Origin of the sequence: Roseateles oligotrophus, assembly GCF_025717515.1 — a bacterium.
Classification (GTDB): Bacteria; Pseudomonadota; Gammaproteobacteria; order Burkholderiales; family Burkholderiaceae_C; genus Paucibacter_A; species Paucibacter_A oligotrophus.
In genome coordinates this window covers 119,975-143,803 of record NZ_JAJIRN010000004.1, presented here as the reverse complement: position 1 = coordinate 143,803, position 23,829 = coordinate 119,975, and the positions used below count along the sequence as shown (strand labels likewise).

General features: G+C 62.7%; 18 protein-coding genes. 13 read left to right on the top strand and 5 right to left on the bottom strand.

What is annotated here, in order from left to right; translation table 11 throughout:
- The first annotated feature begins 103 nt into the window (after positions 1 to 103).
- The 11 genes from murD to LNV07_RS09705 all read left to right on the top strand — a co-directional run bounded on the left by murD (position 104) and on the right by LNV07_RS09705 (position 13,618).
- On the top strand, positions 104 to 1,864 hold the full coding sequence (gene murD, locus LNV07_RS09755; protein WP_263570976.1) for a UDP-N-acetylmuramoyl-L-alanine--D-glutamate ligase: 1,761 nt from the start codon (positions 104 to 106) through the stop codon (positions 1,862 to 1,864).
- Entirely contained in the window at positions 1,861 to 3,129 is a 1,269-nt protein-coding gene (ftsW, locus tag LNV07_RS09750; RefSeq protein WP_263570975.1) for a putative lipid II flippase FtsW, read from the top strand. Before murD ends, ftsW begins: the two co-directional genes overlap by 4 nt.
- 145 nt (positions 3,130 to 3,274) lie before the next feature.
- Complete coding sequence (murG, locus tag LNV07_RS09745; RefSeq protein WP_263570974.1) at positions 3,275 to 4,354, top strand: undecaprenyldiphospho-muramoylpentapeptide beta-N-acetylglucosaminyltransferase; 1,080 nt, start codon at positions 3,275 to 3,277, stop codon at positions 4,352 to 4,354.
- Entirely contained in the window at positions 4,351 to 5,763 is a 1,413-nt protein-coding gene (gene murC / locus LNV07_RS09740) for a UDP-N-acetylmuramate--L-alanine ligase (protein WP_263570973.1), read from the top strand. The genes murG and murC overlap by 4 nt, the downstream gene beginning before the upstream one ends.
- A complete protein-coding gene (locus tag LNV07_RS09735) occupies positions 5,760 to 6,737 on the top strand; it encodes a D-alanine--D-alanine ligase (protein ID WP_263570972.1) in 978 nt (325 codons plus the stop codon). The genes murC and LNV07_RS09735 overlap by 4 nt, the downstream gene beginning before the upstream one ends.
- Before the next feature lie 19 nt (positions 6,738 to 6,756).
- Complete coding sequence (locus tag LNV07_RS09730; RefSeq protein WP_263570971.1) at positions 6,757 to 7,599, top strand: cell division protein FtsQ/DivIB; 843 nt, start codon at positions 6,757 to 6,759, stop codon at positions 7,597 to 7,599.
- A 12-nt stretch (positions 7,600 to 7,611) separates the two neighbouring features.
- The gene (gene ftsA / locus LNV07_RS09725; protein WP_263570970.1) at positions 7,612 to 8,841 is read left to right on the top strand and encodes a cell division protein FtsA; all 1,230 of its coding nucleotides are present in this window, start codon (positions 7,612 to 7,614) and stop codon (positions 8,839 to 8,841) included.
- Between the two features lie 193 nt (positions 8,842 to 9,034).
- Entirely contained in the window at positions 9,035 to 10,273 is a 1,239-nt protein-coding gene (gene ftsZ / locus LNV07_RS09720; protein ID WP_263570969.1) for a cell division protein FtsZ, read from the top strand.
- Positions 10,274 to 10,424: 151 nt separating this feature from the next.
- Positions 10,425 to 12,473 carry a sensor histidine kinase gene (locus LNV07_RS09715; protein WP_263570968.1) on the top strand — a complete coding sequence of 683 codons (2,049 nt, stop codon included), beginning with the start codon at positions 10,425 to 10,427 and terminating at the stop codon, positions 12,471 to 12,473.
- Between the two features lie 17 nt (positions 12,474 to 12,490).
- Positions 12,491 to 13,426 carry a UDP-3-O-acyl-N-acetylglucosamine deacetylase gene (gene lpxC / locus LNV07_RS09710; RefSeq protein WP_263570967.1) on the top strand — a complete coding sequence of 312 codons (936 nt, stop codon included), beginning with the start codon at positions 12,491 to 12,493 and terminating at the stop codon, positions 13,424 to 13,426.
- A 6-nt stretch (positions 13,427 to 13,432) separates the two neighbouring features.
- On the top strand, positions 13,433 to 13,618 hold the full coding sequence (locus LNV07_RS09705) for a hypothetical protein (protein ID WP_263570966.1): 186 nt from the start codon (positions 13,433 to 13,435) through the stop codon (positions 13,616 to 13,618).
- Between the two features lie 10 nt (positions 13,619 to 13,628).
- On the opposite strand, the gene LNV07_RS09700 is transcribed toward LNV07_RS09705, so the two are convergent.
- Together LNV07_RS09700 and LNV07_RS09695 are read right to left on the bottom strand one after the other, a co-directional pair.
- Entirely contained in the window at positions 13,629 to 15,380 is a 1,752-nt protein-coding gene (locus tag LNV07_RS09700; protein WP_263570965.1) for an ABC transporter ATP-binding protein, read from the bottom strand.
- Positions 15,367 to 17,124 carry an ABC transporter ATP-binding protein gene (locus LNV07_RS09695; RefSeq protein ID WP_263570964.1) on the bottom strand — a complete coding sequence of 586 codons (1,758 nt, stop codon included), beginning with the start codon at positions 17,122 to 17,124 and terminating at the stop codon, positions 15,367 to 15,369. The genes LNV07_RS09700 and LNV07_RS09695 overlap by 14 nt, the downstream gene beginning before the upstream one ends.
- 562 nt (positions 17,125 to 17,686) lie before the next feature.
- Here LNV07_RS09695 and LNV07_RS09690 point away from each other — a divergent pair.
- Positions 17,687 to 20,707, top strand: a complete 3,021-nt coding sequence (locus LNV07_RS09690) for an ExeM/NucH family extracellular endonuclease (protein WP_263570963.1) — start codon at positions 17,687 to 17,689, stop codon at positions 20,705 to 20,707.
- 35 nt (positions 20,708 to 20,742) lie between these two features.
- On the top strand, positions 20,743 to 21,252 hold the full coding sequence (locus tag LNV07_RS09685; RefSeq protein WP_263570962.1) for a PEP-CTERM sorting domain-containing protein: 510 nt from the start codon (positions 20,743 to 20,745) through the stop codon (positions 21,250 to 21,252).
- 23 nt (positions 21,253 to 21,275) lie between these two features.
- Here LNV07_RS09685 and LNV07_RS09680 read toward each other — a convergent pair whose 3' ends face one another.
- Genes LNV07_RS09680 through ruvC form a run of 3 tightly spaced genes read right to left on the bottom strand, consistent with a single transcriptional unit; the run spans position 21,276 to position 23,821 of the window.
- Positions 21,276 to 22,790, bottom strand: coding sequence for a PH domain-containing protein (locus LNV07_RS09680; RefSeq protein ID WP_263570961.1), 1,515 nt, complete (start codon positions 22,788 to 22,790; stop codon positions 21,276 to 21,278).
- Positions 22,783 to 23,262 carry a PH domain-containing protein gene (locus LNV07_RS09675; RefSeq protein ID WP_263570960.1) on the bottom strand — a complete coding sequence of 160 codons (480 nt, stop codon included), beginning with the start codon at positions 23,260 to 23,262 and terminating at the stop codon, positions 22,783 to 22,785. The genes LNV07_RS09680 and LNV07_RS09675 overlap by 8 nt, the downstream gene beginning before the upstream one ends.
- A 10-nt stretch (positions 23,263 to 23,272) precedes the next feature.
- The gene (gene ruvC, locus LNV07_RS09670; protein ID WP_263570959.1) at positions 23,273 to 23,821 is read right to left on the bottom strand and encodes a crossover junction endodeoxyribonuclease RuvC; all 549 of its coding nucleotides are present in this window, start codon (positions 23,819 to 23,821) and stop codon (positions 23,273 to 23,275) included.
- Positions 23,822 to 23,829 lie beyond the last annotated feature (8 nt).

The window sequence follows — 23,829 nt, the reverse complement described above, 5'->3', positions numbered from 1 at the left end:
GGCGCTCACCAGCCACCGCCGAGCGCGCAGGCGCTCAGCGGGCGCGGGCGCAGCCCCCCGAGGGGGCGCGCAGCCTCCTTGGGGCGGCCCTGCGGAGGCTGCGATGAGAGGCTACCAAGGCATCCGGGTTTTGGTGCTGGGTCTGGGCGACTCCGGCCTGGCCATGGCCGACTGGATGACGCGTTACGGCGCCAGCGTCCAGGTCTGGGATTCACGTGCCAATCCGCCGCAGCTGGACAAGCTGCGCGCCGAGTTGCCGGCCGCCGAGTTCTTTCACGGCGAGCTCCCGACTGGCGCCTTGAACGGCGTGCAAATGGTCTTGAAGAGCCCTGGCTTATCGCCGTTGGATGCTCGCATCGCGCCGTTTTTGAGCCTGGCCCAGCAGACCGGCGTGCCGGTGCAGGGCGAGTTGGGCCTGTTCGCGCAGGCCTTGGCGGACTTGAAACAAAGCCGTCAATATGCGCCGGCCTTGTTGGCCATCACCGGCACCAATGGCAAGACCACCACCACTTGCATGACCGCTTTGCTGGTCGAGCGGGCCGGCAAGCGCGTGGTGATGGCCGGCAATATCGGACCCAGCATGTTGACGACGTTGGCGCTGGCGCTGGACCAGGAACCCGAGCCGGCAAGTGAGCCGGTGGCCGAGCCCTCAGTGCCGGAACAGCCTGCGCTGGGAATTGCCGATCCGGATGTTGAAGTTGAAGGCCAAGGTGAGGCTGAGGCTGATCTCGAGACCGTGACAGAAGCCGAAGACAAGCAGACCACGATGGAAATGGTCGATGCCTTGTTGAATGAGGCGCCGCTGCCGATCGACCCGCCGCCGCCCAAGGGTCCTGTGTTCGAATTCTTGCCCGAGGTCTGGGTGCTGGAGCTGTCGAGCTTCCAGCTCGACGAGGTGCGTGGTTTCGAGCCCACGGCGGCCGCCGTGTTGAATCTGAGCCAAGACCATCTCGACTGGCATGGCGATATGAAGGCCTATGCACAGGCCAAGGCGCGGGTGTTTGGGGCCTCGGGGCTGATGGTCATCAACCGCGATGACCCGGCCGTCGAGGCGATGGTGCCGGCCGCCGTGATGGTCAAGCAAGGGCGTGGCCGCGCGGCCAAATCGGTCGGCCGCAGCGTCGCCCGCTTTGGCCTCGACGCGCCGGACCGGCCGGGCGACTTCGGCCTGGTCACCGAAGGCGGCATGGCCTGGTTGGTGCGCGCACGCGAACAAGACGAGACCTTGAAACGCAAAAAGGGTGATGACGAAGAAGAAATCACCCTGCAACGCCTGATGCCAGCCGACGCCTTGCGCGTGCGTGGCCGGCATAACGCCGCGAATGCGCTGGCTGCACTGGCGCTGGCGACGGCGGCCGGCTGTGCCTTGGCGCCGATGTTGCATGGCTTGCGCGAATACCGCGGCGAGCCGCACCGGGTCGAGCATTTGGTGACATTGAACGGGGTTGATTTTTACGACGATTCCAAGGGCACCAATGTCGGCGCGACGGTGGCGGCGATCTCCGGCCTGGGTGCCGACCGTGCGCCGGCCAAGTTGGTCTTGATCCTGGGTGGCGACGGCAAGGGTCAAGACTTCGGCCCATTGGCCGCCGGTGTTGCGCGTTATGCCAGGGCCGTGGCCCTGATTGGCCGCGACGCCGAGCAGATTCGCGCGGCCTTGGCCGACACGGGCGTGACGATGCAAAGCCATGCCAGCCTGGAGGCCGCTACCGCCTGGTGCTTGGCGCAGGCGCAAAGCGGTGACAGCGTGCTCTTGAGCCCGGCCTGCGCCAGCCTGGATATGTTCCGCAATTACGCCCATAGGGCCGAGGTGTTTGTCGACGCGGTGCAGTCCTTGGCGCTCGAACTGGGGCAGGGCGTATGAGCACGGCCGCGACCCTGTCCCTGAAAAATCTGGGCGAGCGCCTGAGGTCGCTGCTGTCCGGCGGCAAGGAAGGCGCGGTCGATGTGCCGGTGCGCGAATGGGTCTCGCCCAATGCGGGCCAGCCGACGCGTATCCAAGGCCTGGATCTGACCCTCATCTGGGTCACTCTGGCTTTGATGGGCCTGGGTTTGCTGATGGTCTATTCGGCCTCGATTGCGATGCCCGACAACCCCCGCTTCGCCAAGTATCTTCCTACCCATTTCCTGACGCGCCATATCGTCGCGTTGGTGTTCGGCCTGATTGCCGCACTCATCACGGTGCAGGTGCCGGTGTCGACCTGGGAGCGTCTGGCGCCTTGGATGTTTGTGGTCTCGCTGGTCTTGCTGGTGGCGGTGTTGATTCCGGGTATCGGCAAGGTGGTTTACGGCGCGCGGCGCTGGTTGCCTTTGGGGGTGATGAACTTTCAGCCTTCCGAGTTGGCCAAGATGGCGATCGCGATGTATGCGGCCAGTTACATGATGCGCAAGATGGATGCGCGCGAGAATTTCTTCAAGGCGGTTTGGCCGATGGCGATGGCGCTGGCTATCGTGGGCGTGCTCTTGCTGGCAGAGCCGGATATGGGCGCCTTCATGGTGATCGCTGCGATCGCAATGGGCATTCTGTTTTTGGGTGGGGTCAACGGCCGGATGTTCTTCCTGATCGTGGCGGTCTTGGTCGGTGCCTTTGTGCTGATGATCGCCTTTAGCGACTTCCGCCGCGAGCGCATCTTTGCTTATTTGAATCCCTGGGACGAGAAATACGCGCAGGGCAAGGCCTATCAGCTCACCCATTCCTTGATAGCCTTCGGGCGCGGCGAATGGTTCGGTCAGGGTCTGGGTTCCAGCGTCGAGAAGCTGCATTACCTACCCGAGGCGCATACCGATTTCTTGCTGGCGGTGATCGGGGAGGAGCTGGGTTTTGTCGGCGTGGCGCTGGTGATCATTGCCTTCTTCTGGTTGTCGCGTCGGCTCTTCCATATTGGCCGCCAAGCGGTCGCTTTGGACCGCGTATTCGCCGGTCTGTACGCGCAGGGCATTGGCATCTGGATGGGCGGCCAGGCCTTCATCAATATGGGTGTGAACCTGGGCGCTTTGCCGACCAAGGGCCTGACCTTGCCGCTGATGAGCTTTGGCGGCTCGGCCATTCTGATGAATTGTGTCGCCTTGGCGATTGTGCTGAGGATTGATATTGAGAACAGAGCACTCATGCGCGGAGGCCGCGCATGAAGGCCATGTGTACTCATCTGGCCTCGGCGAGCGGGACGCGCGCCGGTACCCTGTTCCGGGGCCGGCTCATGTCGCGCAGCGACGTGAAGGCCGCAGCTGCGGCCGGCCGGCACCAGAATCGTGCGCTCATGCGCGGAGGCCGCGCATGAGCCGCCACCTCGTCATCATGGCAGCGGGCACCGGCGGCCACATCATCCCCGGTCTGGCCGTGGCCGAAGAAATGATACGGCGCGGTTGGAGCGTCAGCTGGATGGGCACCGAGCTGGGGCTGGAGAACAAGCTGGTGCCGCCGACCGGCATTCCACTTGATCGCCTCGCCTTCGCCGGCCTGCGCGGCAAGGGGTTCACGCATTCGGTCAAGGGCTTGTTCAAGCTGGTGCAGGCCTTTGTGCAGAGCCGTTCGGTGTTTGGTAATCGCAGCGCCGACGCGGTCCTGGGCATGGGCGGTTATGTCTGCTTCCCCGGCGGCCTGATGGCTTACTTGATGCGCCGCCCGCTGATGTTGATCAACGCCGACGCGGCCATGCTCCTGAGCAACCGCAGCCTGACGCCGTTCGCCAGCAAGATCGGCTTCGGCTTTGACGGCGTGGCCGCTGCATCCACAAGCAAGGCGGTCGTGACCGGCAACCCGGTGCGGGCCGAAATCGAGGCCTTGGCTCCGCCGGCCGAACGCTATGCCGGCCGTAGCGGACCCCTGCGCCTGCTGGTGGTGGGTGGCTCGCTAGGAGCCCGCGCGATCAATGAAATGTTGCCCAAGATGCTGGCGCTGTGGCCACAGGCAGAGCGGCCCATCGTCGTCCACCAAACCGGCCAGGCGAATTTTGCTGCGGTGCAGGTCGCCTATCGCGAGGCCGGAGTGCAGGCCGAGGTGCGGCCCTTCATCGACGATATGGCCCAGCAACTCGCGCAGGCCGATCTGATCTTGTGCCGGGCCGGCGCCGTCACCGTCAGCGAAATCTGCGCGGCCGGCCTGCCGTCGGTGTTGATTCCCTTGGTCGTCAGCACCACCTCGCATCAGCGCGACAACGCCCGCTTCATGGCCCAGCATGGCGCGGCACTGCATCTGCCGCAAGAGGATATGTCGGCCGAGGGCGTCCACCAGCTGCTGAAAAGCATGGACCGCGAAGTGCTGCTGGAGATGGCCGAAAAGGCTCGCGCCCTGGCGCGGCCACGTGCGGCTTCGCGTGTTGCCGATGAAATAGAAAGGCTAACAAATCCCTCATGAAACACGCCGTCAAACATATCCACTTCGTCGGCGTCGGCGGCGCCGGCATGAGCGGCATCGCCGAGATTCTGCACAACCTGGGCTACACAGTGTCGGGCTCCGATCAGTCGGACAGCGCGACCGCGCAGCGCCTGGCGAGCCTGGGGCTGCAGATCCATATCGGCCACGCCGCAGGCCATATCGCCGGCGCGCAGGCGGTGGTCACGTCCACCGCCGTCAAGCCCGACAACCCCGAGGTGATCGCGGCGCGCGCCCAGCGCATCCCGGTCGTGCCGCGGGCGGTGATGCTGGCCGAACTGATGCGCTTGAAAAAAGGCATCGCGATTGCCGGCACCCACGGCAAGACCACCACCACCTCGCTGGTCACCGCCGTGCTGACCGAAGCCGGCATCGATCCGACCTTTGTAATCGGCGGCAAGCTGATGAGCGCCGGTGCGAATTCGCGCCTGGGCTCGGGTGAGTACATCGTCGTCGAGGCCGATGAGTCGGATGCGTCCTTCCTGAATCTGCTGCCGATGCTGGCGGTCGTCACCAATATCGATGCCGACCATATGGAGACCTATGGTCACGACTTTGCGCGCCTGAAGGCCGCGTTCGTCGAGTTCCTGCACCGGATGCCTTTCTATGGCGCGGCGGTGCTGTGCGGCGACGATGCTGGCGTGCGCTCCATCATGCCGCTGCTGTCCCGGCCGGTGATCAGCTACGGTTTTGAAGCCGGCAATGATGTGCGCGCGGTGGACATGCAGGCGCTGGCCGGTGGGCAGATGAGTTTCGCAGTCCAGCGAGCAGGCCTGGCTGATTTGCCAATCACTTTGAATTTGGCCGGTGCCCACAATGTCTTGAACGCCTTGGCGGCGATTGCGGTGGCAACCGAGCTGGAGCTGCCCGATGGCCCCATCGTGGCCGCGCTGGCGCAGTTCGGCGGTGTCGGCCGGCGCTTTCAGCGTTACGGCGAGCTGCCGGCCCAGGGCGGCGGCGAGTTCACCTTGATCGATGACTACGGCCATCACCCGGTCGAGATGGCCGCCGTCTTGTCGGCCGCACGCGGCGCCTTCCCCGGCCGGCGTCTGCTGCTGGCCTTTCAGCCGCATCGCTACACCCGCACCCGCGATTGTTTCGAGGACTTTGTGAGGGTGATTTCGACGGCGGATGCGGTCTTGCTGACCGAGGTCTATGCGGCCGGCGAGGCGCCCATCGTGGCGGCGGACGGCCGCGCGCTGGTGCGCGCGCTGCGCGTGGCGGGCAAGCTCGAGCCCTTGTTTGTCGAGGATGTGGCGGCGTTGGCCGAGCAGATCGCCGCGACGGCCATTGCTGGCGATGTGGTGATCGTGATGGGTGCGGGCACCATCGGCGCGGTGCCGGCGCAGACGGTGGACTATTTGACGAAGAAGAAGGGCGTGCAGCCATGATCAGCAAGCTGGATCTGAATATCGACCCCAAGGCGCTCGGCAAGGTGGCCGTGCTGATGGGCGGCGACTCGGCCGAACGCGAGGTGTCCTTGACCATGTCGGGGCCGGGCGTGTTGGCGGCCTTGTTGCACGGCGGTGTCGACGCCCATCCCTTCAATCCGGCCGAACGCGGCCTGCATGAACTGAAGGCCGAGGGTTTCGAGCGTTGCTTCATCGCGCTGCATGGCCGCCACGGCGAAGACGGCACGGTCCAAGGTGCGCTGGAACTGCTCGGCATTCCCTACACCGGCTCTGGCGTGCTGGCCTCCGCGATTGCCATTGACAAGATCATGACCAAGCGTCTGTGGCTTGCCGACGGCCTGGCCACACCGCGCTACGTCAAGCTGAAGAAGTCGGACATCGGTCGCGAGCGCTGTATGGCGATTCCCGACGAGTTGGGTCTGCCCATCATCGTCAAGCCGCCGCATGAAGGCTCGTCCATGGGCATGAGCAAGGTGATGGGCTATTCGGAAATGCTCGATGCCGTGCAGTTGGCCGCGCAGTTCGACGATGAAATTCTCTGCGAGGAATTCATCGCCGGCCCCGAGTTGACCTGCTCGGTGCTGGGCGAGGGCGATAGCGCATTTGCCTTGCCGGTGGTGCGCATTGAGGCCGAAGGCGGCAATTACGACTATCAGAACAAATACTTCACCGATACCACCCGCTACCTGACGGGCGCCCTGAGCGATGAGCAGGAGGCGCAGGTGCAGGCCTTGGCGCTGGCAGCCTACAAGTCGCTGGGCTGCCGGGGTTGGGGGCGCGCCGACGTGATGCTGCGCAAGAGCGACAACAAGCCCTTTTTGTTGGAAATGAACACCTCGCCCGGCATGACCTCGCATTCCTTGGTGCCAATTTCTGCCAAGGCGGCGGGCATTTCCTACGAGCAGCTCTGTCTGTGGTTGTTGTCGCAAGCACGCTTGGACGGCAAGGCCTGAGCCTCATCCAGAAATAGCCATGCGAAGCAATAGCGCGCCCGTCACCTTGCCGCCCGATATCCGCCTGATGAATGCGGTGACGGCGCTGCTGTTGGCCGCCATGGTTTTGACGGCGGCCGCACTGGCGCTTCGCTGGGTGGTTCGCTTGCCGGTGTTCGCGATCCGCGCGATCCAGGTTGAAGGCGACGTGACGCGCAATAGCGAGGCGTCACTGCGGGCCAATGCGCTGCCGCGTCTGTCGGGCTCCTTTTTGAGTCTGAATTTGCAAGAGGGGCGCGATGCATTCGAGGCGGTTCCCTGGGTGCGCCGGGCGGTGGTGAAGCGTGTGTGGCCGAGCCGCCTGTTGGTCAATCTGGAGGAACACCGGCCCAGCGCTTACTGGGAAACCAAGGCCGACGGCGCCGATGCGCAAAGCGACGCCAGCGTCGAGCGCCTGCTGGTGAACAGCTATGGCGAGGTGTTCCAGGCCAATCTTGGCGATGTCGAAGATGACGATCTGCCGGTCTTGGCCGGACCCGCCGGTACGGCGCCCGCAATGCTGCAGATGTGGCAGCGCTTGCAAAAAGTCAGCGCCACCATTGGTGAGCAGCTTGAGCGCTTGGACCTGTCGGGCCGCGGCTCCTGGCGGGTGAGCTTCGAAAAAGGTGCCGTGATCGAACTTGGTCGCGGCAGCGAGGCCGAGATACTGGCACGTTACGGACAATTCATACACTCGATTACTCAAATTACTTCGCTCAACCGGGCTCCATTACTGTCGGCCGATCTGCGTCATGCAGACGGGTATGCGGTACGGTTGAGTGGAATATCAACGACGCCCAATCAGGTTAAACCCGGATTGAATGGCCGACCGAAGAAAAACTGAAGGATTAAAAGCATGGCCAAGGAATACAAGGATTTGGTCGTCGGGCTGGATATCGGCACGGCCAAAATCATGGCGGTGGTGGCCGAAGTGTTGGGTAATGGCGAATTACGCATTGCCGGCCTTGGGGTTGCCAGTTCAACCGGACTTAAACGCGGCGTGGTGGTCAATATCGACGCCACCGTGCAATCGATTCAACAGGCCTTGAAAGAGGCCGAAATGATGGCCGACTGCAAAATCAGCAAGGTTTACACCGGCATTACCGGCAGTCATATTCGCGGCCAAAACTCGACCGGCATGGTGATCGTGCGGGATAAGGAAGTCACGCCGGTCGATGTGGCGCGGGTGGTTGAAACCGCCAAGGCGATCAATATTCCCAATGATCAGCGACTTTTATTGGTTGAGCCGCAGGAGTTTGTCATCGACGGCCACGAGGTCAAAGAGCCGATCGGCATGAGTGGCGGTCGACTCGAAGTCAAGGTCCATATCGTTACCGGCGCTCAGAGCGCGGCCGAGAACATCGTCAAGTGCGTGCGCCGTTGCGGCCTCGAGGTCGAGCAGTTGGTATTGAATTCGAGCGCCTCTAGTTTGGCGGCATTGACCGCCGATGAGCGGGATTTGGGTGTCGCACTGGTAGATATTGGTGCCGGCACGACCGATGTGGCGATATTCACCGGCGGTTCGATTCGTCATACCGCCGTCATACCAATTGCAGGCGATTTGATTACCAGTGATATTGCTATGGCCTTGCGCACGCCGACCAAGGATGCCGAGGAAATCAAGGTCGAACATGGCGTCGCCAAGCAAATGCTGGCCGACCCCGCCGCCCAAGTCGAAGTGCCGGGTTTGGGGGACCGCGCTCCACGGATGCTGTCAAAACAAGCGCTGGCCGGCGTGATCGAGCCGCGCGTTGAAGAAATATTTTCCTTGGTGCAGCAGGTTATTCGCGAAAGCGGCTACGAAGAATTGCTCTCGTCCGGGATTGTCCTGACCGGTGGTTCGGCGGTCATGCCGGGTATGGTGGAACTGGCCGAGGACATATTCCTGAAGCCGGTGCGGCGCGGTAATCCGACTTATAGCGGCGGCCTGTTCGATATGGTCGCCAACCCGCGTTCGGCCGCGGTGATGGGTTTGCTGGAGGAGGCACGACTGTCACGCACCAGGGGTTTGAAGGCGGCCCAACAGGCCGGTTCGATGAAAACCATGTTTGGGCGCGCCAAAGACTGGTTTTTGGGGAATTTTTAAGCCCCCAAAGGCCGGTTCGACCAAGTTTTGAGATGTTTTCTCACACTTTTTTTGAAATATGGCCTGTTTATCTTGGATAATGATAAATAGGACATTTAGCCGCCGGGAAACAACGGCGGTGGGTGAAAAAAGAGGGTCTTCCCTGAGGTTTTCACGCAAGGCAGCGGCACAAAATTGCTGAAGGAGAATTTATATGGCGATCGAGATGATCGAAGAGTTTGACCAAGGCACTCAAATCAAGGTGATTGGTGTCGGTGGCGGCGGCGGTAATGCGGTTGAGCACATGATTGCTCAGGGCGTTCAGGGTGTGGAGTTCCTCTGCGCCAACACCGATGCGCAGGCGTTAAATCGCTCGAAAGCCGATCAACTTCTGCAGTTGGGAACAACGGGTCTGGGCGCTGGCGCCAAGCCTGAGATGGGCAAGTCGGCGGCCGAAGAGGCCGAGGCGCGTATCCGCGAGGCCATTCAGGGCGCGCATATGTTGTTCATCACGGCCGGCATGGGCGGCGGCACCGGGACCGGCGCAGCCCCTGTGATTGCCCGAGTTGCGCGCGAAATGGGCATCTTGACCGTTGGCGTTGTGACCAAGCCCTTTGAATTCGAAGGTGGCCGGCGCCTGAAGGCGGCCGACGCCGGTCTGGCCGAATTGGAGGCCAATGTCGACTCCTTGATCGTGGTTTTGAACGACAAATTGCTCGACGTGTTGGGCGACGACGTGACTCAGGATCAAGCCTTCGCGCACGCCAACGACGTGCTGAAGAATGCGGTCGGTGGCATCTCCGACGTGATTCATGTTCCCGGCCTGATCAACGTTGACTTCGCCGACCTCAAGACGGTGATGAGCGAGCCGGGCAAGGCCATGATGGGTACTGCTCAGGCCAGTGGCCCGGATCGTGCCGGCAAGGCAGCGGACGCCGCAGTTGCTTGCCCGCTGCTGGATGGTGTCGATCTATCCGGCGCGCGCGGTGTGCTGGTGTTGATTGCAGCCAGCAAGGGCAATTTCAAGCTGAACGAGTCGCGCATTGCGATGAATACGATCAAGCGCTATGCGTCGGAAGATGCCCATATTATTTATGGCACGACCTATGACGAAAGCCTCGGCGACGCCTTGCGCGTCACGGTCATCGCCACCGGCTTGTCGCAGCGTGCACGCGCTGCCGTGGCGCCTGTGTTGGTGGTGAACCAAAGCCAAGGCCTGCGCACCGGTACCCATGACATTCCGGTCTTGACCGAGGCGGTGATGGGTCGGGGTGGCGTAGCTGCTTCGGCCATCGGTTTTGGCATGAGCGGCGGTGTTGATATCGGCGGCTCGGGCGGCCCAAGCGTTTGGCAGGGGCGCGGTCGTACAGCGTCGGCCAAGGTTGAGGCCTTGTCGTCAAACGGCATGGACGAGATCGAAATCCCGGCTTTTCTGCGCAAGCAGGCCGATTGATAGAAGCGGAACCCGGTGTGGGTTCTGACGCAGAATGAAGGCCCGATTCCGTGAAGTCTCTTCACGGAATCGGGCCTTTTTTTGCCTGTCCGCCTGTCTACCTTTCAGCCAGTTTTTCGGCGCTACCCGCGCTCATTTTTTGAAGCCTGACTTGGATCTTCCTGACGCAATCCATTCGCTGTTAAGGCGCAGTTTGTTGGCTCTTCTGGCGGTCATCCTGCTCGGCTGCGGGCTGGCCTTTTATACGCCGGCACGCGCGCAGGCCATGTCGCTGCCCGAGGCCCCTGCCCAGCATGCCGGTGAACAAGCGCAGGCGGCTGAATTGGCGCTGAGCGCATGGAGCCGTAGCGAGTTGGATGCTTGGTGGGCTGCCCTGCGCGCGATGGATGGCGCGGCGGACAAGCGTGGCGGTTTGCCCGCGCACCTGCAGCCCCCGGAGGACCCAAAGGCCTGGGCGACGGTGGCTTTGCCCGACTTAAGCGGCCGTGGGGCAAGTGCAGGCGGGATCAAGGCGGAGCCCGCCGTTCAAATGCGCTGGTACCGATTCCGGTATGCGCCCGAGCAGGGCCGATGGCCGACTTCGGTGGCCTTGTACATGCCGCGATTGGTTTCAATGGCCGCAGCGGTCCTGGTGCGCAGCAATGAGGGCTGGCAGCCGATTTTTGACAATCAAGCCGGCGCGCGCGAGCAATGGGTGCGGCCTCTTTGGGTGGTCTTTCCTGCCGCATTGACCGAGTTGCGCCAGCATCAAATGATCGATGTCGTGGTGGCGGTGCCGGTCGCGACTGGCGCCGCGTTTTCCGTCTCCACCGCATGGTTGGGCGCGCGGGAGGATGTCGAGACGCGCTTTCAGCGCCGTTGGTGGCTGCAAATCGGTGTGCCTCAGGCGACCGGCCTAACGCTAATTGCCCTCGGTCTTTTTTCGCTTTCCTTGTGGGTGCGCAGACGCGATGAGCCGGCCTTTCTTCTGTTCGCCATATTGTCGGCGGCCTGGTGGGTCCGCAATCTGCATTACCACCTGGAGTTGCCGCGCAAGGCCTTGGGTCTGGAATGGTTTTGGTGGCTCACCAATGCGTCGATGTCCTGGGTCATGCTGCTGATTTTCTTGTTTGCGCTGCGCTTTGCACACCGGCGTTTCGAGTTGCTTGAGCGCTGCATGGTCGGTTTTGTGTTGATCAGTGGCTTGCTCACCTTGCCCTGGTGGAATGAAGTGCTGGGCAGCTCCTTGCTGCAACACGGCGCCAACGCGCTGGTCGGCACGCTGGCGGTGCTGTTTGTGATGCGGCTGGCTTGGAGTGAGGGCAGTCGGGAACTGCGCATGATTGCCTTGAGTCTCATGTTGAGCCTGCTGCTTGGCATGCATGACCTGACCCTGCTGGCCGGCGCGGCCTGGCCTGAACATATCTACTTGATGCCCTATGCGACCTTGCTCACCTTGGCGAGTTTCTTGTATGCGGTGCAGCGCCGCTATACCGGCGCGTTGTCTGAAGTCGAGCTGCTGAATCGGCAATTGGGCGAGCGCCTGCAATTGCAGAGCACCGAATTGCAGGCGCAGTACGAGCGCTTGCGCGAGGCGGAGCGGCAGCAGGCTTTGTTGATCGAGCGGCAACGGCTGATGCAGGACATGCACGATGGCCTCGGCTCATCCTTGCTGTCGGCGATGGTGGCGGTGGAGCAGGGCAGCATGGACCAAGACAAGGTGGTCGAGGTGCTGCGTGAGTGCGTCGATGATCTGCGTTTGGTGATCGACTCGCTGGAGCCGGTTGCCCATGATTTGGTCGCCTTGCTGGCCACCATGCGTTACCGCCTGGGCAAGCGTTTGCAGGCCGGTGGCTTGATGTTGGAATGGGATGTGCAAGACCTGCCGCTGTTGGAATGGTTGGAGCCACCCGACGCCTTGCATGTGCTGCGGCTGATGCAAGAGGCGCTCAGCAATGTACTCAAACATGCCCGCGCGACGCGGGTGCGCATGGTGACGCGCAATCATTCGCGCTATGTCGAAATCCGCGTCGAGGACGATGGCGATGGCTTTGATATCGCCACCGCACAGATGGGCCGCGGCCTGAAAAGCCAGCAGCGTCGAGCCCTGCGGCTTGGCGGTTCACTGCGGATCGACTCCAGCCTCGGGCATGGCACGCGCCTGAGTTTGCGGCTGCCCGTCTCAAGGGAAGAGGCCCCAGGCCAGCAAAAACCGAGCTGATCACCGACACTCGAACCATGCTTCAACAAAGAACACTCAAATCTCTGACCAAGGCGGTTGGCGTCGGAATTCACAGCGGCCAACGGGTTGAGTTGACGCTGCGGCCGGCGCCCGTCAACACCGGCATCGTGTTCCGACGGGTCGATCTGAATACGCCGGTCGACATTCCGGTGCGCGTGGACACCGTTTGCGATACCCGTATGGCAACCACGGTCAGCCCGGGCGGTGACCCCGGTGCACCCAAGGTACAGACCATCGAGCATCTGCTATCGGCCTGCGCCGGGCTGGGCTTGGACAATCTTTATGTAGACATCAACGCCGACGAGGTGCCCATATTGGACGGCTCGGCCGCCAGTTTTGTCTATCTGCTGCAAAGCGCCGGCATCGAGTTGCAAAAGGCGGCCAAGAAGTTTTTGCGCGTCAAAAAGGAGGTCGAGGTGCGCCAGGGCGAAGGCAAACGCCTGATGTGGGCCAAGCTGACGCCGCACCATGGCTACACGCTCAGTTTCGAGATCGAATTTGACAATCCGGCGGTCTCGGCCACCGGTCAGCAATATGTGTTTGATATGGGTTCGGGCCAGTACAAGCGCGAAATCGCCCGCGCCCGCACCTTCGGCATGACCAGCGATATCGAACTGATGCGTTCGCGCGGCCTGACCCTGGGTGGCTCGATGGACAACGCCATCGTTGTCGATGACTACAAGGTGCTGAACGCTGAAGGGCTGCGTTATGACGATGAGTTCGTCAAGCACAAGATCCTCGATGCGATCGGTGACATGCAAGTGGCAGGCTATCCGCTGCTGGCGGCCTACACCTCGTTCAAGGGCGGCCATGCACTCAATAACAAGCTCTTGCGCGCGCTACTGGCGGACGAATCGGCCTTCGAATTCGTCAGCTTCGAGGACGCCAGCCAAGCGCCCAAGGGCTTTGCGGAGCTGGCCCCGGCCTGGTAAATAGTTATGTTCCTATTCCGTCTTGTCGCGGGCCTCTTGCTGTTTGCCGGCGTGCTGTGTTTCGCGCTCTATATCGGCACCGGTCAGGTCCTTTGGCGCCAGCGCGGCCTCATCATCATCAAGTGGACGGTATTGGCCGGTTTGGGCTTCTTCGCGGTGCTGATATTGGAACGGCTGGCGATGATGTTGTAGGGCGCGGCCCTCACTCCTCCAGCGCTTGCAAGGCCACCAAGCGCTGATAGATGCCGCCCTGATGGGCCATCAGTTCCGAATGCGTGCCGCGCTCAACCAAGTGACCGTGATTCAGCACGATGATTTGATCCGCCTCGCGGATGGTCGATAGCCGGTGAGCAATTGCCACTACGGTAACCCGGCCGCGCAAGGCCAGCAGGGCATCGCTAACGATCCGTTCGGTGGCACTGTCGATATTCGAGGTGGCTTCATCCAGGAACAGAATACGCGGCGCACCGGCCAAGGCGCGGGCCATCGCGATCAGCTGTTTTTGCCCGGTGGAGACCCGCGCTCCACCTTCACCCAAGACGGTGTCGAAGCCCTGCGGCAGGCCGCTCAGGAACTCATGGATGCGGGCCGCCTTGGCCGCTGCGATCAATGCGTCCTCAGTGATCCGGCGACCCATCGTAATGTTCTCGCGTGCGCTGGCGGCCATCAGGTAGGGCTCTTGCGGCACCAGGCCGACGGCGGCGCGAAACGCCTCGTCGGGCAAGGTGGCCAGGGGCCGGCCGTCGATCGTGATCTGTCCGCTTTGGGCCTCGTAAAAACGCAAGAGCAGCGACAGGAGCGTGGATTTGCCGCTGCCGGTGTGACCGACGATGCCGACAAAGCTGCCGGCGGCAAAGTCGAGATTGAGTTCGCGCAAGACCGGGCGCTGCGGGTCATAGCCGAAGCTCAGTTGCTCAAGCTTGATGGCGCCGGCGCTGATCTCGTGGCCGGCCACGGCTCGGCTCGCTGCCACGTTTTCCTGCAGCAGGCCGCGCACTCGCGAGGCCGCAATCATCGATTGCTGCAACTGCCCGAACTGCATGGTAATTTGAATCAGCGGCTCGACGACGCGGGCGATATAGCTCAAAAATGCAAACAGCAGGCCGACCTCCAGGCCGCTCACATCGCGTCGGCCGAAACCGTAGATAACGGTCACCAGCAGCAGCACATTGAGCAGGTCAAGCGCAGGCCGCAGGAGCCAGGCATTGGCGCTGAGTTCGGCCACACGGGCATTCAAATGGGCCCGGTTGGTGCGCTCGAAGCGTTGCCCAAAACGCGCGGCGGCGCCGGCCGCTTGCAGCATCGCCATGCCGGCCATGCTCTCGGCCATTTGCGCGTTGATGTCGCTGCGTAGTTGGCGCGCGCGCGCCACCGCCGGCGCGCTCAGGCGTTGATAGAGCGCGATGATCAACAACATTGCCGGCACCAGCATCGCCACGATAAGCATCAGCCGCCAGTCCAGCCAGGCCATCGCAATCAACGAGCCGATCACGACGATGCTGGAGTCCAGCATCACATACAAGACCTGCCGATAAAGGGTGTTGACGGCCTCGCTGTCATTGGTAACGCGACTGACCAACTGACCGGTGATGGCTCGGTCGAAGTAGCTCATCGGCAGCGCCAGCACATGGGCGTAGACCCTTTCGCGCAGCCGCAAGACCGAGCGCCTGGCCACACCGGCCATGCGCGAAAGCTGGCCAAAGCGTATCCAGCTGCTGGCCCAACCGGTCAGCAACAGGGCTATCAAAAGCAGCGCCATCGCCAGCGCGTCGAAGTGGCGCGGCTGCAAATAGTTGTCGATGAAATGCTTGGCGGTGATGGGCCCGAGCGCCTCGAGGCCGGCCGCCAGCAGCAGCCAGAGAACACCGCGAGAGAGAGTCCGCTTCTCGGGCTCGGCGGCTTCCATCAACAAGCCAACGGCGGCCCAGGGGCGTTCAATTTCATTCGTCGGCATCAATGCTGGCCTCCAGTTGTTGATAACGCCATTGCGCCGCGTACCACCCGCCTTCAATCGATAGCAGCTCGGCATGGCCACCTTGCTCGGTGATGCGGCCTTGTTGCAGCACGACAATATGGTCGGCGTCCATCACGGCGCTGAGTCGGTGGCTGACGATCAGGCTGCTTCTATCGGGACGCGATCGCCTCAGCTCGCGCAGATGTTCAAGTATTTGCGTCTCGGTGCCGGTGTCCACCGCCGACAGCGCATCGTCCAGCAGCAATAAGGGCGCGTCGGACAGCAGCGCCCGGGCAATCGCCACGCGCTGGCGTTGGCCACCCGACAGCGTCACGCCGCGTTCGCCAATTTCGGTGGCGTAGCCGGCGGGCAAGCGCAGGATGTCTTCATGCACGGCGGCCATGCGGGCTGCGGCTTCGATCTCGCTCGGCGTAGCCTCGGGTCTTGCCAGGGCAATGTTCTCGGCGATGCTGGCCGAGAACAAAAACGGTTCCTGCGGCACCCAGGCCAAGCCCTGGCGCAGCGCTTGCAGGCTCAGCTCGGGCAGCGCATGCGGGCCCAGATGAATGCTGCCGGCGGTCGGCTCGAATTGGCGCAGCAGCAAATGCAGCAAGGTGGACTTGCCGGCGCCGGTCGGGCCGACCAGACCCAGGGTTTGGCCGGGGCTCAGCGTCAGGCTGATATCGGTCAGGGCCGCTGTTTCGGCCAAGGCATAGCCGAAACTGACCCGCTCGAAACGAATTGAAGCCGCGGTAGGCGGGACCGCTGAGCCGCTGTCACTCAACGTTAGCGGCGCCTCCAGAACCGGCAGCAAACGGTCCCAGGCGGCCCGGCCGCGCTCCAGCAATGACAACACCCAGCCGGCCGCAAACATCGGCCAGATCAGCTGACCCAAATACATCGTGAAGGCGGTCAGCTGGCCGATGGTCAGTTCTTGCTTGGCGACCAAATAGGCGCCCAGGCCGAGCGCAATCGTCAAGGCGGCGCTCAGCGTCATGCCGACTGCCGGCTCGAACGCAGCCTCCCAGCGCTGGGCTTGATAGCTGGCATTGCCGGCGCTCTCGGCCAGCTCGCTGAACTGCCGGGCATTGCGCTCGGTCAGGCCCAGCGCGCGCAGGGTTCGCACGCCGGACAAGCCCTCTTGCACATGTTGATTGAGGCCGGAGAAGCGGCCGAGCGAGCTTTGCCAGGCCTGATGCACCTTCTCGGAGATGCGCCAAAACGCATAGGCCATCAAAGGAAAGGGCAGCAATGCCGCCAGACCCAGGCGCCAGTCGATGCCCAAGGTCATCATCGTCAGCACCAGAGCCAAGGTCAGTGAGCCGTCAAAGGCGGCCAATAGGGCCTCCCCGGCGGCCATTTCAACCGCGTCGATGTCGTTGGTGGCCAGGGCCATCAGGTCGCCGGTGCGTTTGGCTTGAAAGAACACCGGACCTTGCAGGGTCAGGACTTGATAGAGCCGCGTACGTAACTCCTGGCCTAGCCGGTAGGCGGCGGCGAACAAGGCTAAACGCCAACCGACTCGCAGCAGATAGATCAAGACACCGCAGCCGACCAGGAATGCCAGCTGAGTCAGCAAGGCATCGCCATGCAGCGTGCCTGCGACCAGGCCGTCAACGACATGGCCGACCTGACGCGGAATCCAGACGGTCAGCAGCGCGATGCAGAACAGCATCAGCGCCGCTAGCGCGTAGGCGGCCCAATGCCGGCGCACGAAGCCGACGAGCATTTGTTTCAGGGTCATGGAATCAGCGATTGGCGGGCGGGGCAGGGCCGGGGCGGGGTGCGGTGATACGACATTCGGCGGTGCGGCCGACCGGGAGGAGTGAACACAAACAGGGAGCCGATTCTAGTTTGGGTGGCCCGGCCGCTTTGCTGACGTTCTTTCTCTTTGGCGGAGTCAATCGAAGGGCGGCTGGCCTGAGGGCTGTATCGCCAGCCCGATCGGACGAAGGGGCAATACTCAAACCGATCGGTGAATACCCTAGATGCCGCGGGCGACCGCCCTATTTTTGTGATGAAACTTCAGGTATTTTGAAAATAGGTCATTCGGATCATGGGTAAACCCTTTGTTTTTCGGCGAAAACAGCTATTTATATTTGCGCAACCCCGTGAATACGGTGTCCCGCTTTGTCACACTTTGACGCTAGCATCAGAACAATAGGGTCGCCGCATTGGCTGGAGCCGGTGGTGGCAAACGTTTGGCACCCCGAAGCAAAGTGTTTATCCGAAGTTTTTTGTCCCACGCAGTATTTTTTGCAGTTTCTTTTTTACGCAGTTTCTTATCCCCCCCTCCTGGAGTCAGCATGAAATTGAAAACCCTTGTCAGCCTCTTGGCTGCAGCTTTCGCAGCCCCGGTCGTGATGGCGTCGAGCAGCGGCGTCGTGATCAGCCAGGTCTATGGCGGCGGCGGCAATACTGGCGCCACCATCAAGAACGACTTCATCGAGATATTCAATGCCGGCCAAGTGGATGTGAATATCGGTGACTGGTCGGTGCAATATGCATCGGCCACCGGTACTTCATGGCAAGTGACGAAGATCCCAGCCGGCACCATGCTGGCGGCGGGCCGCTATTTGCTGATCAGCCAAGCGGCGGGAACCGGCGGTACGGTCTTGGTTGGGGATGTGCTGGGGACGATCGCGATGTCCGGCACCGCCGGCAAGGTGGCCTTGGCTTCGTCGGGCACGGCGCTCTCGGGTGCCAATCCGAGCGGTGGCGCGCTGGTGGACTTGGTCGGTTATGGCCTCGCCAACGGCTTCGAGACGGCGCCGACGCCGATTTTGAGCAACACCACGGCGGCCCAACGCAATGCCGCCGGTTGCAGCGACAGCGACAATAATTCGGCCGATTTTGCCGTGCTGGCGCCCGCGCCGCGCAACTTGCTGACGGCCGCCAATGTTTGCGGTGGCGTGACGCCGCCGCTGGACAAGCCGATTGTCCCGGTCTGCCCCGACGCCACCATCACGGCCGGCAGCGCCGCTCGTTTCAGCGTGACGGCCAGCGACGCCGACAGCATCGTCAACGCCGCCGCCATCAGCGGCAGCTGGCCCGCAGGCTTCAGCCTTGGGGCATTTAGTGCCGCCAGCGCCGATGGCGGCGTCGCGACGCAAGAGATCGAAGCCTCCTCTGGCCTTGCCGGCGGCAACTACACGCTGAATCTGAGCTGGGCCAATAACGAAGCCCAAACCGCCAGCTGCGCGATCAAGGTGACGGTAGCCGGCTTCACGCCGATCTACAGCATTCAAGGCAGCGGCAACGCCAGCCCGCTGGTCAACACCACGGTCAGCACCGGCGGCATCGTCACCTATCTGACCTCGACCGGCTTCTATATGCAAGATCGCCTGGGGGATGCCGACGCGAGCACCTCGGACGGCATCTTTGTCTTCACTTCAAGCGCGCCGACGGTGTCGATCGGTCAAGAAGTCAAGTTGAGTGGCCAGGTGGCCGAATTTGTATCCGGCAACAGCACGATCACGCAGCTGAAGAATATCAGCGGCCTGACCACGCTCAGCAGCGGCAATGCGATCACGCCAACCGTGGTCGATCTGGCCAGCTTGGCCGCCGGCGGCCTGGAGGCTTATGAAGGCATGTTGGTGACGCTGGCCGGCCCGGTGATGGTGCAGCAGAACTACTTCCTCGGCCGCTATGGTCAGCTGACGCTGGCGGCGGGTGGGCGCTTGCTGAATCCGACCAATGTGATGCGGCCCGGCCCGGACGCGCTGGCCATGGCCAAGAGCAATCTGGCTCGCGCCATCATCCTGGACGACAACAGTTCGGCGCAGAACCCGAATCCCGTGCCGTTCATGGGTGAAGACCTGACGGTGCGCGCCGGCGACACGATTGAATCGCTGACCGGTGTGATCGATTACGGTCTGGCCACCAGCAGCGCGGCCGGGGCTTCGATGTACCGCTTGCAGCCGGTCGGCAATCCGGTCTTCGCGCGCAGCAATCCGCGCAGCGTCACTGCCCCGGTGGTCGGCGGCAATGTCCGCATCGCCAGCGCCAACGTACTGAATTACTTCACCACCTTCACCAACGGTCAAACAGCCACAGGCCAGACCGGCCAGGGTTGCAGCTTGGGCGGCGCAACATCGGCCGCCAACTGCCGCGGCGCCGACAACCTGAACGAGTTCACTCGCCAACGCGCCAAGATCGTCGCATCGCTGAGCACCTTGAACGCCGATGTGGTCGGCTTGATGGAGATCCAGAACAATGGCAATGTGGCGCTGTTGAATCTGGTCGACGGCCTCAATGCAGTCATGGGTGCGGGCACTTATGTGGCGGCACCTTTGCCGGCAGATACCGGCACCGATGCGATCCGGGTGGCGATGATTTACAAGCCGACCAAGCTGAAGTTGGCCGGCGCCGCGCTGTCCGATACCAATGCCATCAACAACCGTCCGACCTATGCACAAGGCTTCCAGGCCGCCAATGGCGAGCGCTTCGCTGTGGTGGTCAACCATCTGAAGTCCAAGAGCTGCAGTGGTGCTGCCGGGGTGGATGCCGATCAGGGTGATCTGCAAGGTTGCTGGAACGCCCACCGGACCCTGCAGGCGACGCAATTGCGCAGCTTTGTCGGTCAGGTGCAGGCGGCCGCCGGCACGCAAGATGTGGTGCTGCTGGGCGACTTCAATGCCTATGCACAAGAAGACCCGGTGCACGAGTTGACATCGGACGGTGCCATCGTTGACCTGGTCGGCAAGTTCGATGCGGCCGATTACTCCTATGTATTCGACGCCTTTGCCGGTCGTCTCGACCATGGCTTCGGCACCAGCAGCATTGCGCCCAAGGTCAGCTACGCCACTTCCTGGCATATCAACGCCGATGAGCCGACCGTGCTGGACTACAACACCGAGTTCAACCCGGCCGGCTACTACCAAGCGACGCCGTTCAAGTCCTCCGACCATGATCCGATGGTGCTGGGTCTGAATCTGTACAAGACGCTGAAGGGCACGGCCGGGCGGGATGTGATCGTCGGCACCGACGGCGACGACATCATCGAGGGCGGCGCCGGCGCCGATGCGCTGACCGGCGGCAAGGGCCGTGACCAGTTCGTTTACACCAGCATGATCGATGCCGGCGACATCATCACCGACTTCACGCCGGCCGATGATTTGCTGGACTTGGGTCAGTTGATGCGCAGTCTGGGCATAGTCAGCGCCAACCCGCTGGCCTCCGGCCATGTGGTCTGCAGCAACACGATCGGTGCGGCCGTGATCGGCATCAATGCGGCCGGCGCCGGCGCCTTGACTCGCAGCCGTCCGCTGGTCCAGTTGAAGGGCCTGAGCTGCGACAAGCTGAGCCCGGCGAACTACAAGTTCTGAGTCGATTCAATCAAATTTTCGGAAAGCCAAACATCATGTTCAATTTGAAAACTCTCGCCTTCGCTGCCGCTTTGGCGTTGGCTTCGCAGGCGTCGATGGCCGCCAGTTTTAACTTCAATGGCAGCATCGATGCCGGTGGTCCTTTGCCTGTGCAAGCTTTCAGCGGCCAGTTCAGTTTTGATGAAACTTTGTTGAGCAACTCCGGAGAGGAATTTCTCAACCTAAGCGCTTGGAATTTGCTGGCCTTCGGCAATAACTACTCATTTGACGGCACCGATGCGACGCCGCGGGCAGCCTTTTTTGACGGCACATTGCTGGGCGTTGAGGTCAGCTATTCGGCAAGTACGCCTGCCGTGGCGATGATCAGTAGCCCGTTTGGTGTGGCCGATGCCTACTTGGTCTACCGCACTGCGGCGGGGCTGGACGGCACCGGCAGCTACACCATCAGCGCCGTGCCCGAGCCGTCCAGCTGGGCCATGAGCCTAGCCGGCATCCTGGCGCTGGGCGCCTTGGCGCGTCGGCGTGCAATTGGCCAGCAGCGCTGATTGATGCCGCAGGCCCGCTGCTTCTAGCGGGCCTGAACCAGCAAGCCGCGCCACAAGGCGGCTCTGAGCGCCTCGGCCTCGGCCTTTGGCAAATAGGGGATATCCAGCGCCCTTGCCAAACCGCTGCCGCCTTGGGTGTCGGCCTGCAGATGTTGCAGGCCGAAATGGCGATCCAGGCCCGAGCTGTAAAGGCGCAGGGTTTGCAGTTTCGCGAGCGAGACAATCACCCAGCGCCGGGTCAGCACGCCGCTGCGGTAGATCATTACATCGTCGGCCAGGGCGTAGGCCGAAAAATCCAGCCAGGCCCGGGCATGCAGCACCAGCATCAGCCAAAACAATCCGCAAGCGCCGAGCAATACCGGCCATGGCAGCGGGGCGCCCAAGGCCAGATTCGCGCCGATTGCCAGCAGCCAAGGCGGCGTAAGCCAGCGAAGCTGACCGAACAAGCGGCGCTGCAAACTCGAGTCGGCCAAGCGCCGCCATGGCAAGCCGGGCCAGTCCAGCGTGGGTAGGCATAGGCGCAGCAGCGCTTGCGCCTGCTCCGGCGTGGCCAGTGGCGCCAGCTCTTTGAAGCGGGCGAACTTTTCGCCCTTGTCTTCGCTGCCGCTCTGGCCGGCCACCGTCACGCTGAGTTGACAGCGATTGAGCCGGCGCTGCAGCCAGCTGGACGAGAGCTCCCAGCGTTGCAATCTGGGCAGCCGTACGGCGGCACGCGTTTGGGTCGTCAAGCCGGACGAGGCCAGCAAGCGCTCGCCCTGTTGCTCGAGTTTGAAGTCATGGAATTTGACCAAGGCCATCACCGCCGAAAGCAGTTGCAGGACGAGCAGGCTGAACAGCAGCAGGCCAAGGCCCACAGCCGCCAGATGCAGCCAGCCCTGGCTCTGCAGATCGGCCCTGAAGGTTTGAGCCAGCGCATCCACCGGGCCGGTCGACCATTGCAATAAGGTTGAACGCAGGGTTTGATTGGGCATCACGGCGCCAAAAGCCGCCGCCAGCATCAGCTTGCCGCGGTTGCTGGTCAGGCCGAGCAGCAGCACCTCGCGCATGGGCATCGCGAGCAAAAGGCGAGGGCTGTCCGCGCTTTCCTCGACCTTTGCACCGCCGCGCAACAAGGCCTCCAGGCGCGCGGCTGCGGCCAGGCTCAGCACCTTCATCACCGCCTCGGGCTTGCCGCCGGTGGCCGAGGCGAGGTGCAACTCGGTGACGCCGAAGAGCCGGTGCAAAAAGATCCGCCGCTGGGTGATGTTCTGGATCCGCGCCAGCGGAATATGCCGCAAAGAGCGGTCCAGCACGCCCTCGCGCACCAGCAACTCGGAGGCCGTCACCTGATAGCGAAAGGCGCGCGCCCGCAACACCGAAAGCAGGGTCAGCGCCAGCATGGCGGGCAGGGCCCACAACACCCATTGCGCATCCTTGTGCCCCAGGATCAACACGGCGACCAAGGGCATCAACATCTGCTTGAGCAGGCCGGCAATGCCAAACAGCCAAGAGGCCGGATGCAGGCGCTGCTGCCCTTGTTGCTCGGGCGACTCAGTCATATTGGCGCGGCAGCAAGCGTTCCCGCAAGGCATGGGCCTCGGCCAGCGGCAGGCCGTGGATGCGGGTGTGATGGTCATGGCTGCCGGCCGTGTGCAGGCTCAGGATCGCCATGCCCCAGCGCCGACCCAGCGGCCCTTGGCTAACGTCCAAATGCTGCAGACGCGCGGTCGGCACCCAGACCTCGCTGCGCCACCAGACGCCGCTATGCAGCACCACGCCTTCGCCCTCATGCAGTTCGGCCCGGTAATGCGCAAAGCGTTGGCCGGCATACAGGCAGGCCAAGGTCGAACCGGCCAGGCACAGCGCCAATCCCGAAGCGGTGGCCATTGGGTATGCCCGCACAAGGCCGACAGCTGCCAGGGCCAAGCCCGGCAAGGCGCCCATCAGCCCATAGTGCCAGCGCCAGTAGCGCAGCAGGGTCGGCATTCGGGTGATCGTGTGAACGGTCGCTTGCGAATCAGTTGTCGTCATGAACGAGCTTTCAATAGGTACGTCCGCCCTTGAACTGCGCATGTTGGCGGCGCTGCAAGGTGGTGCTGCGGCTCATTGCCTCGAAGGACACGGCCGCATGCGCGTGCATGATGGCCAGGCCCAGCGCGTCGGCCGCGTCCTTGCCGGGCTCGGAGGGCAGGTTCAGCAGCCGCTGCACCATTGCCTGCACTTGTTCCTTGGCCGCGTGGCCGTGGCCGACCACCGCCTTCTTCATCTGTAGGGCGGTGTATTCGGAAACGGCCAAGTCGTTCGAGACCAGTGCCGTGATGGCCGCGCCGCGCGCCTGGCCGAGCAGCAAGGTCGATTGCGGGTTGACGTTGACGAAAACGATCTCAACCGCCGCGCAATGCGGTTGATAGCGCGCGGTCACCTCGCGCACCCCGTCGAAGATGATTTTGAGCCGCGCCGGCAGGTCGCCGGTCGCCACCGCGCTGGTCTTGATGGTGCCGCTGGCCACATAGCTCAGGCGTGGGCCGTCGGCGTCGATGACGCCAAAGCCCGTTGTCTGTAGACCGGGGTCAATGCCAAGAATTCTCATGGCTCGGA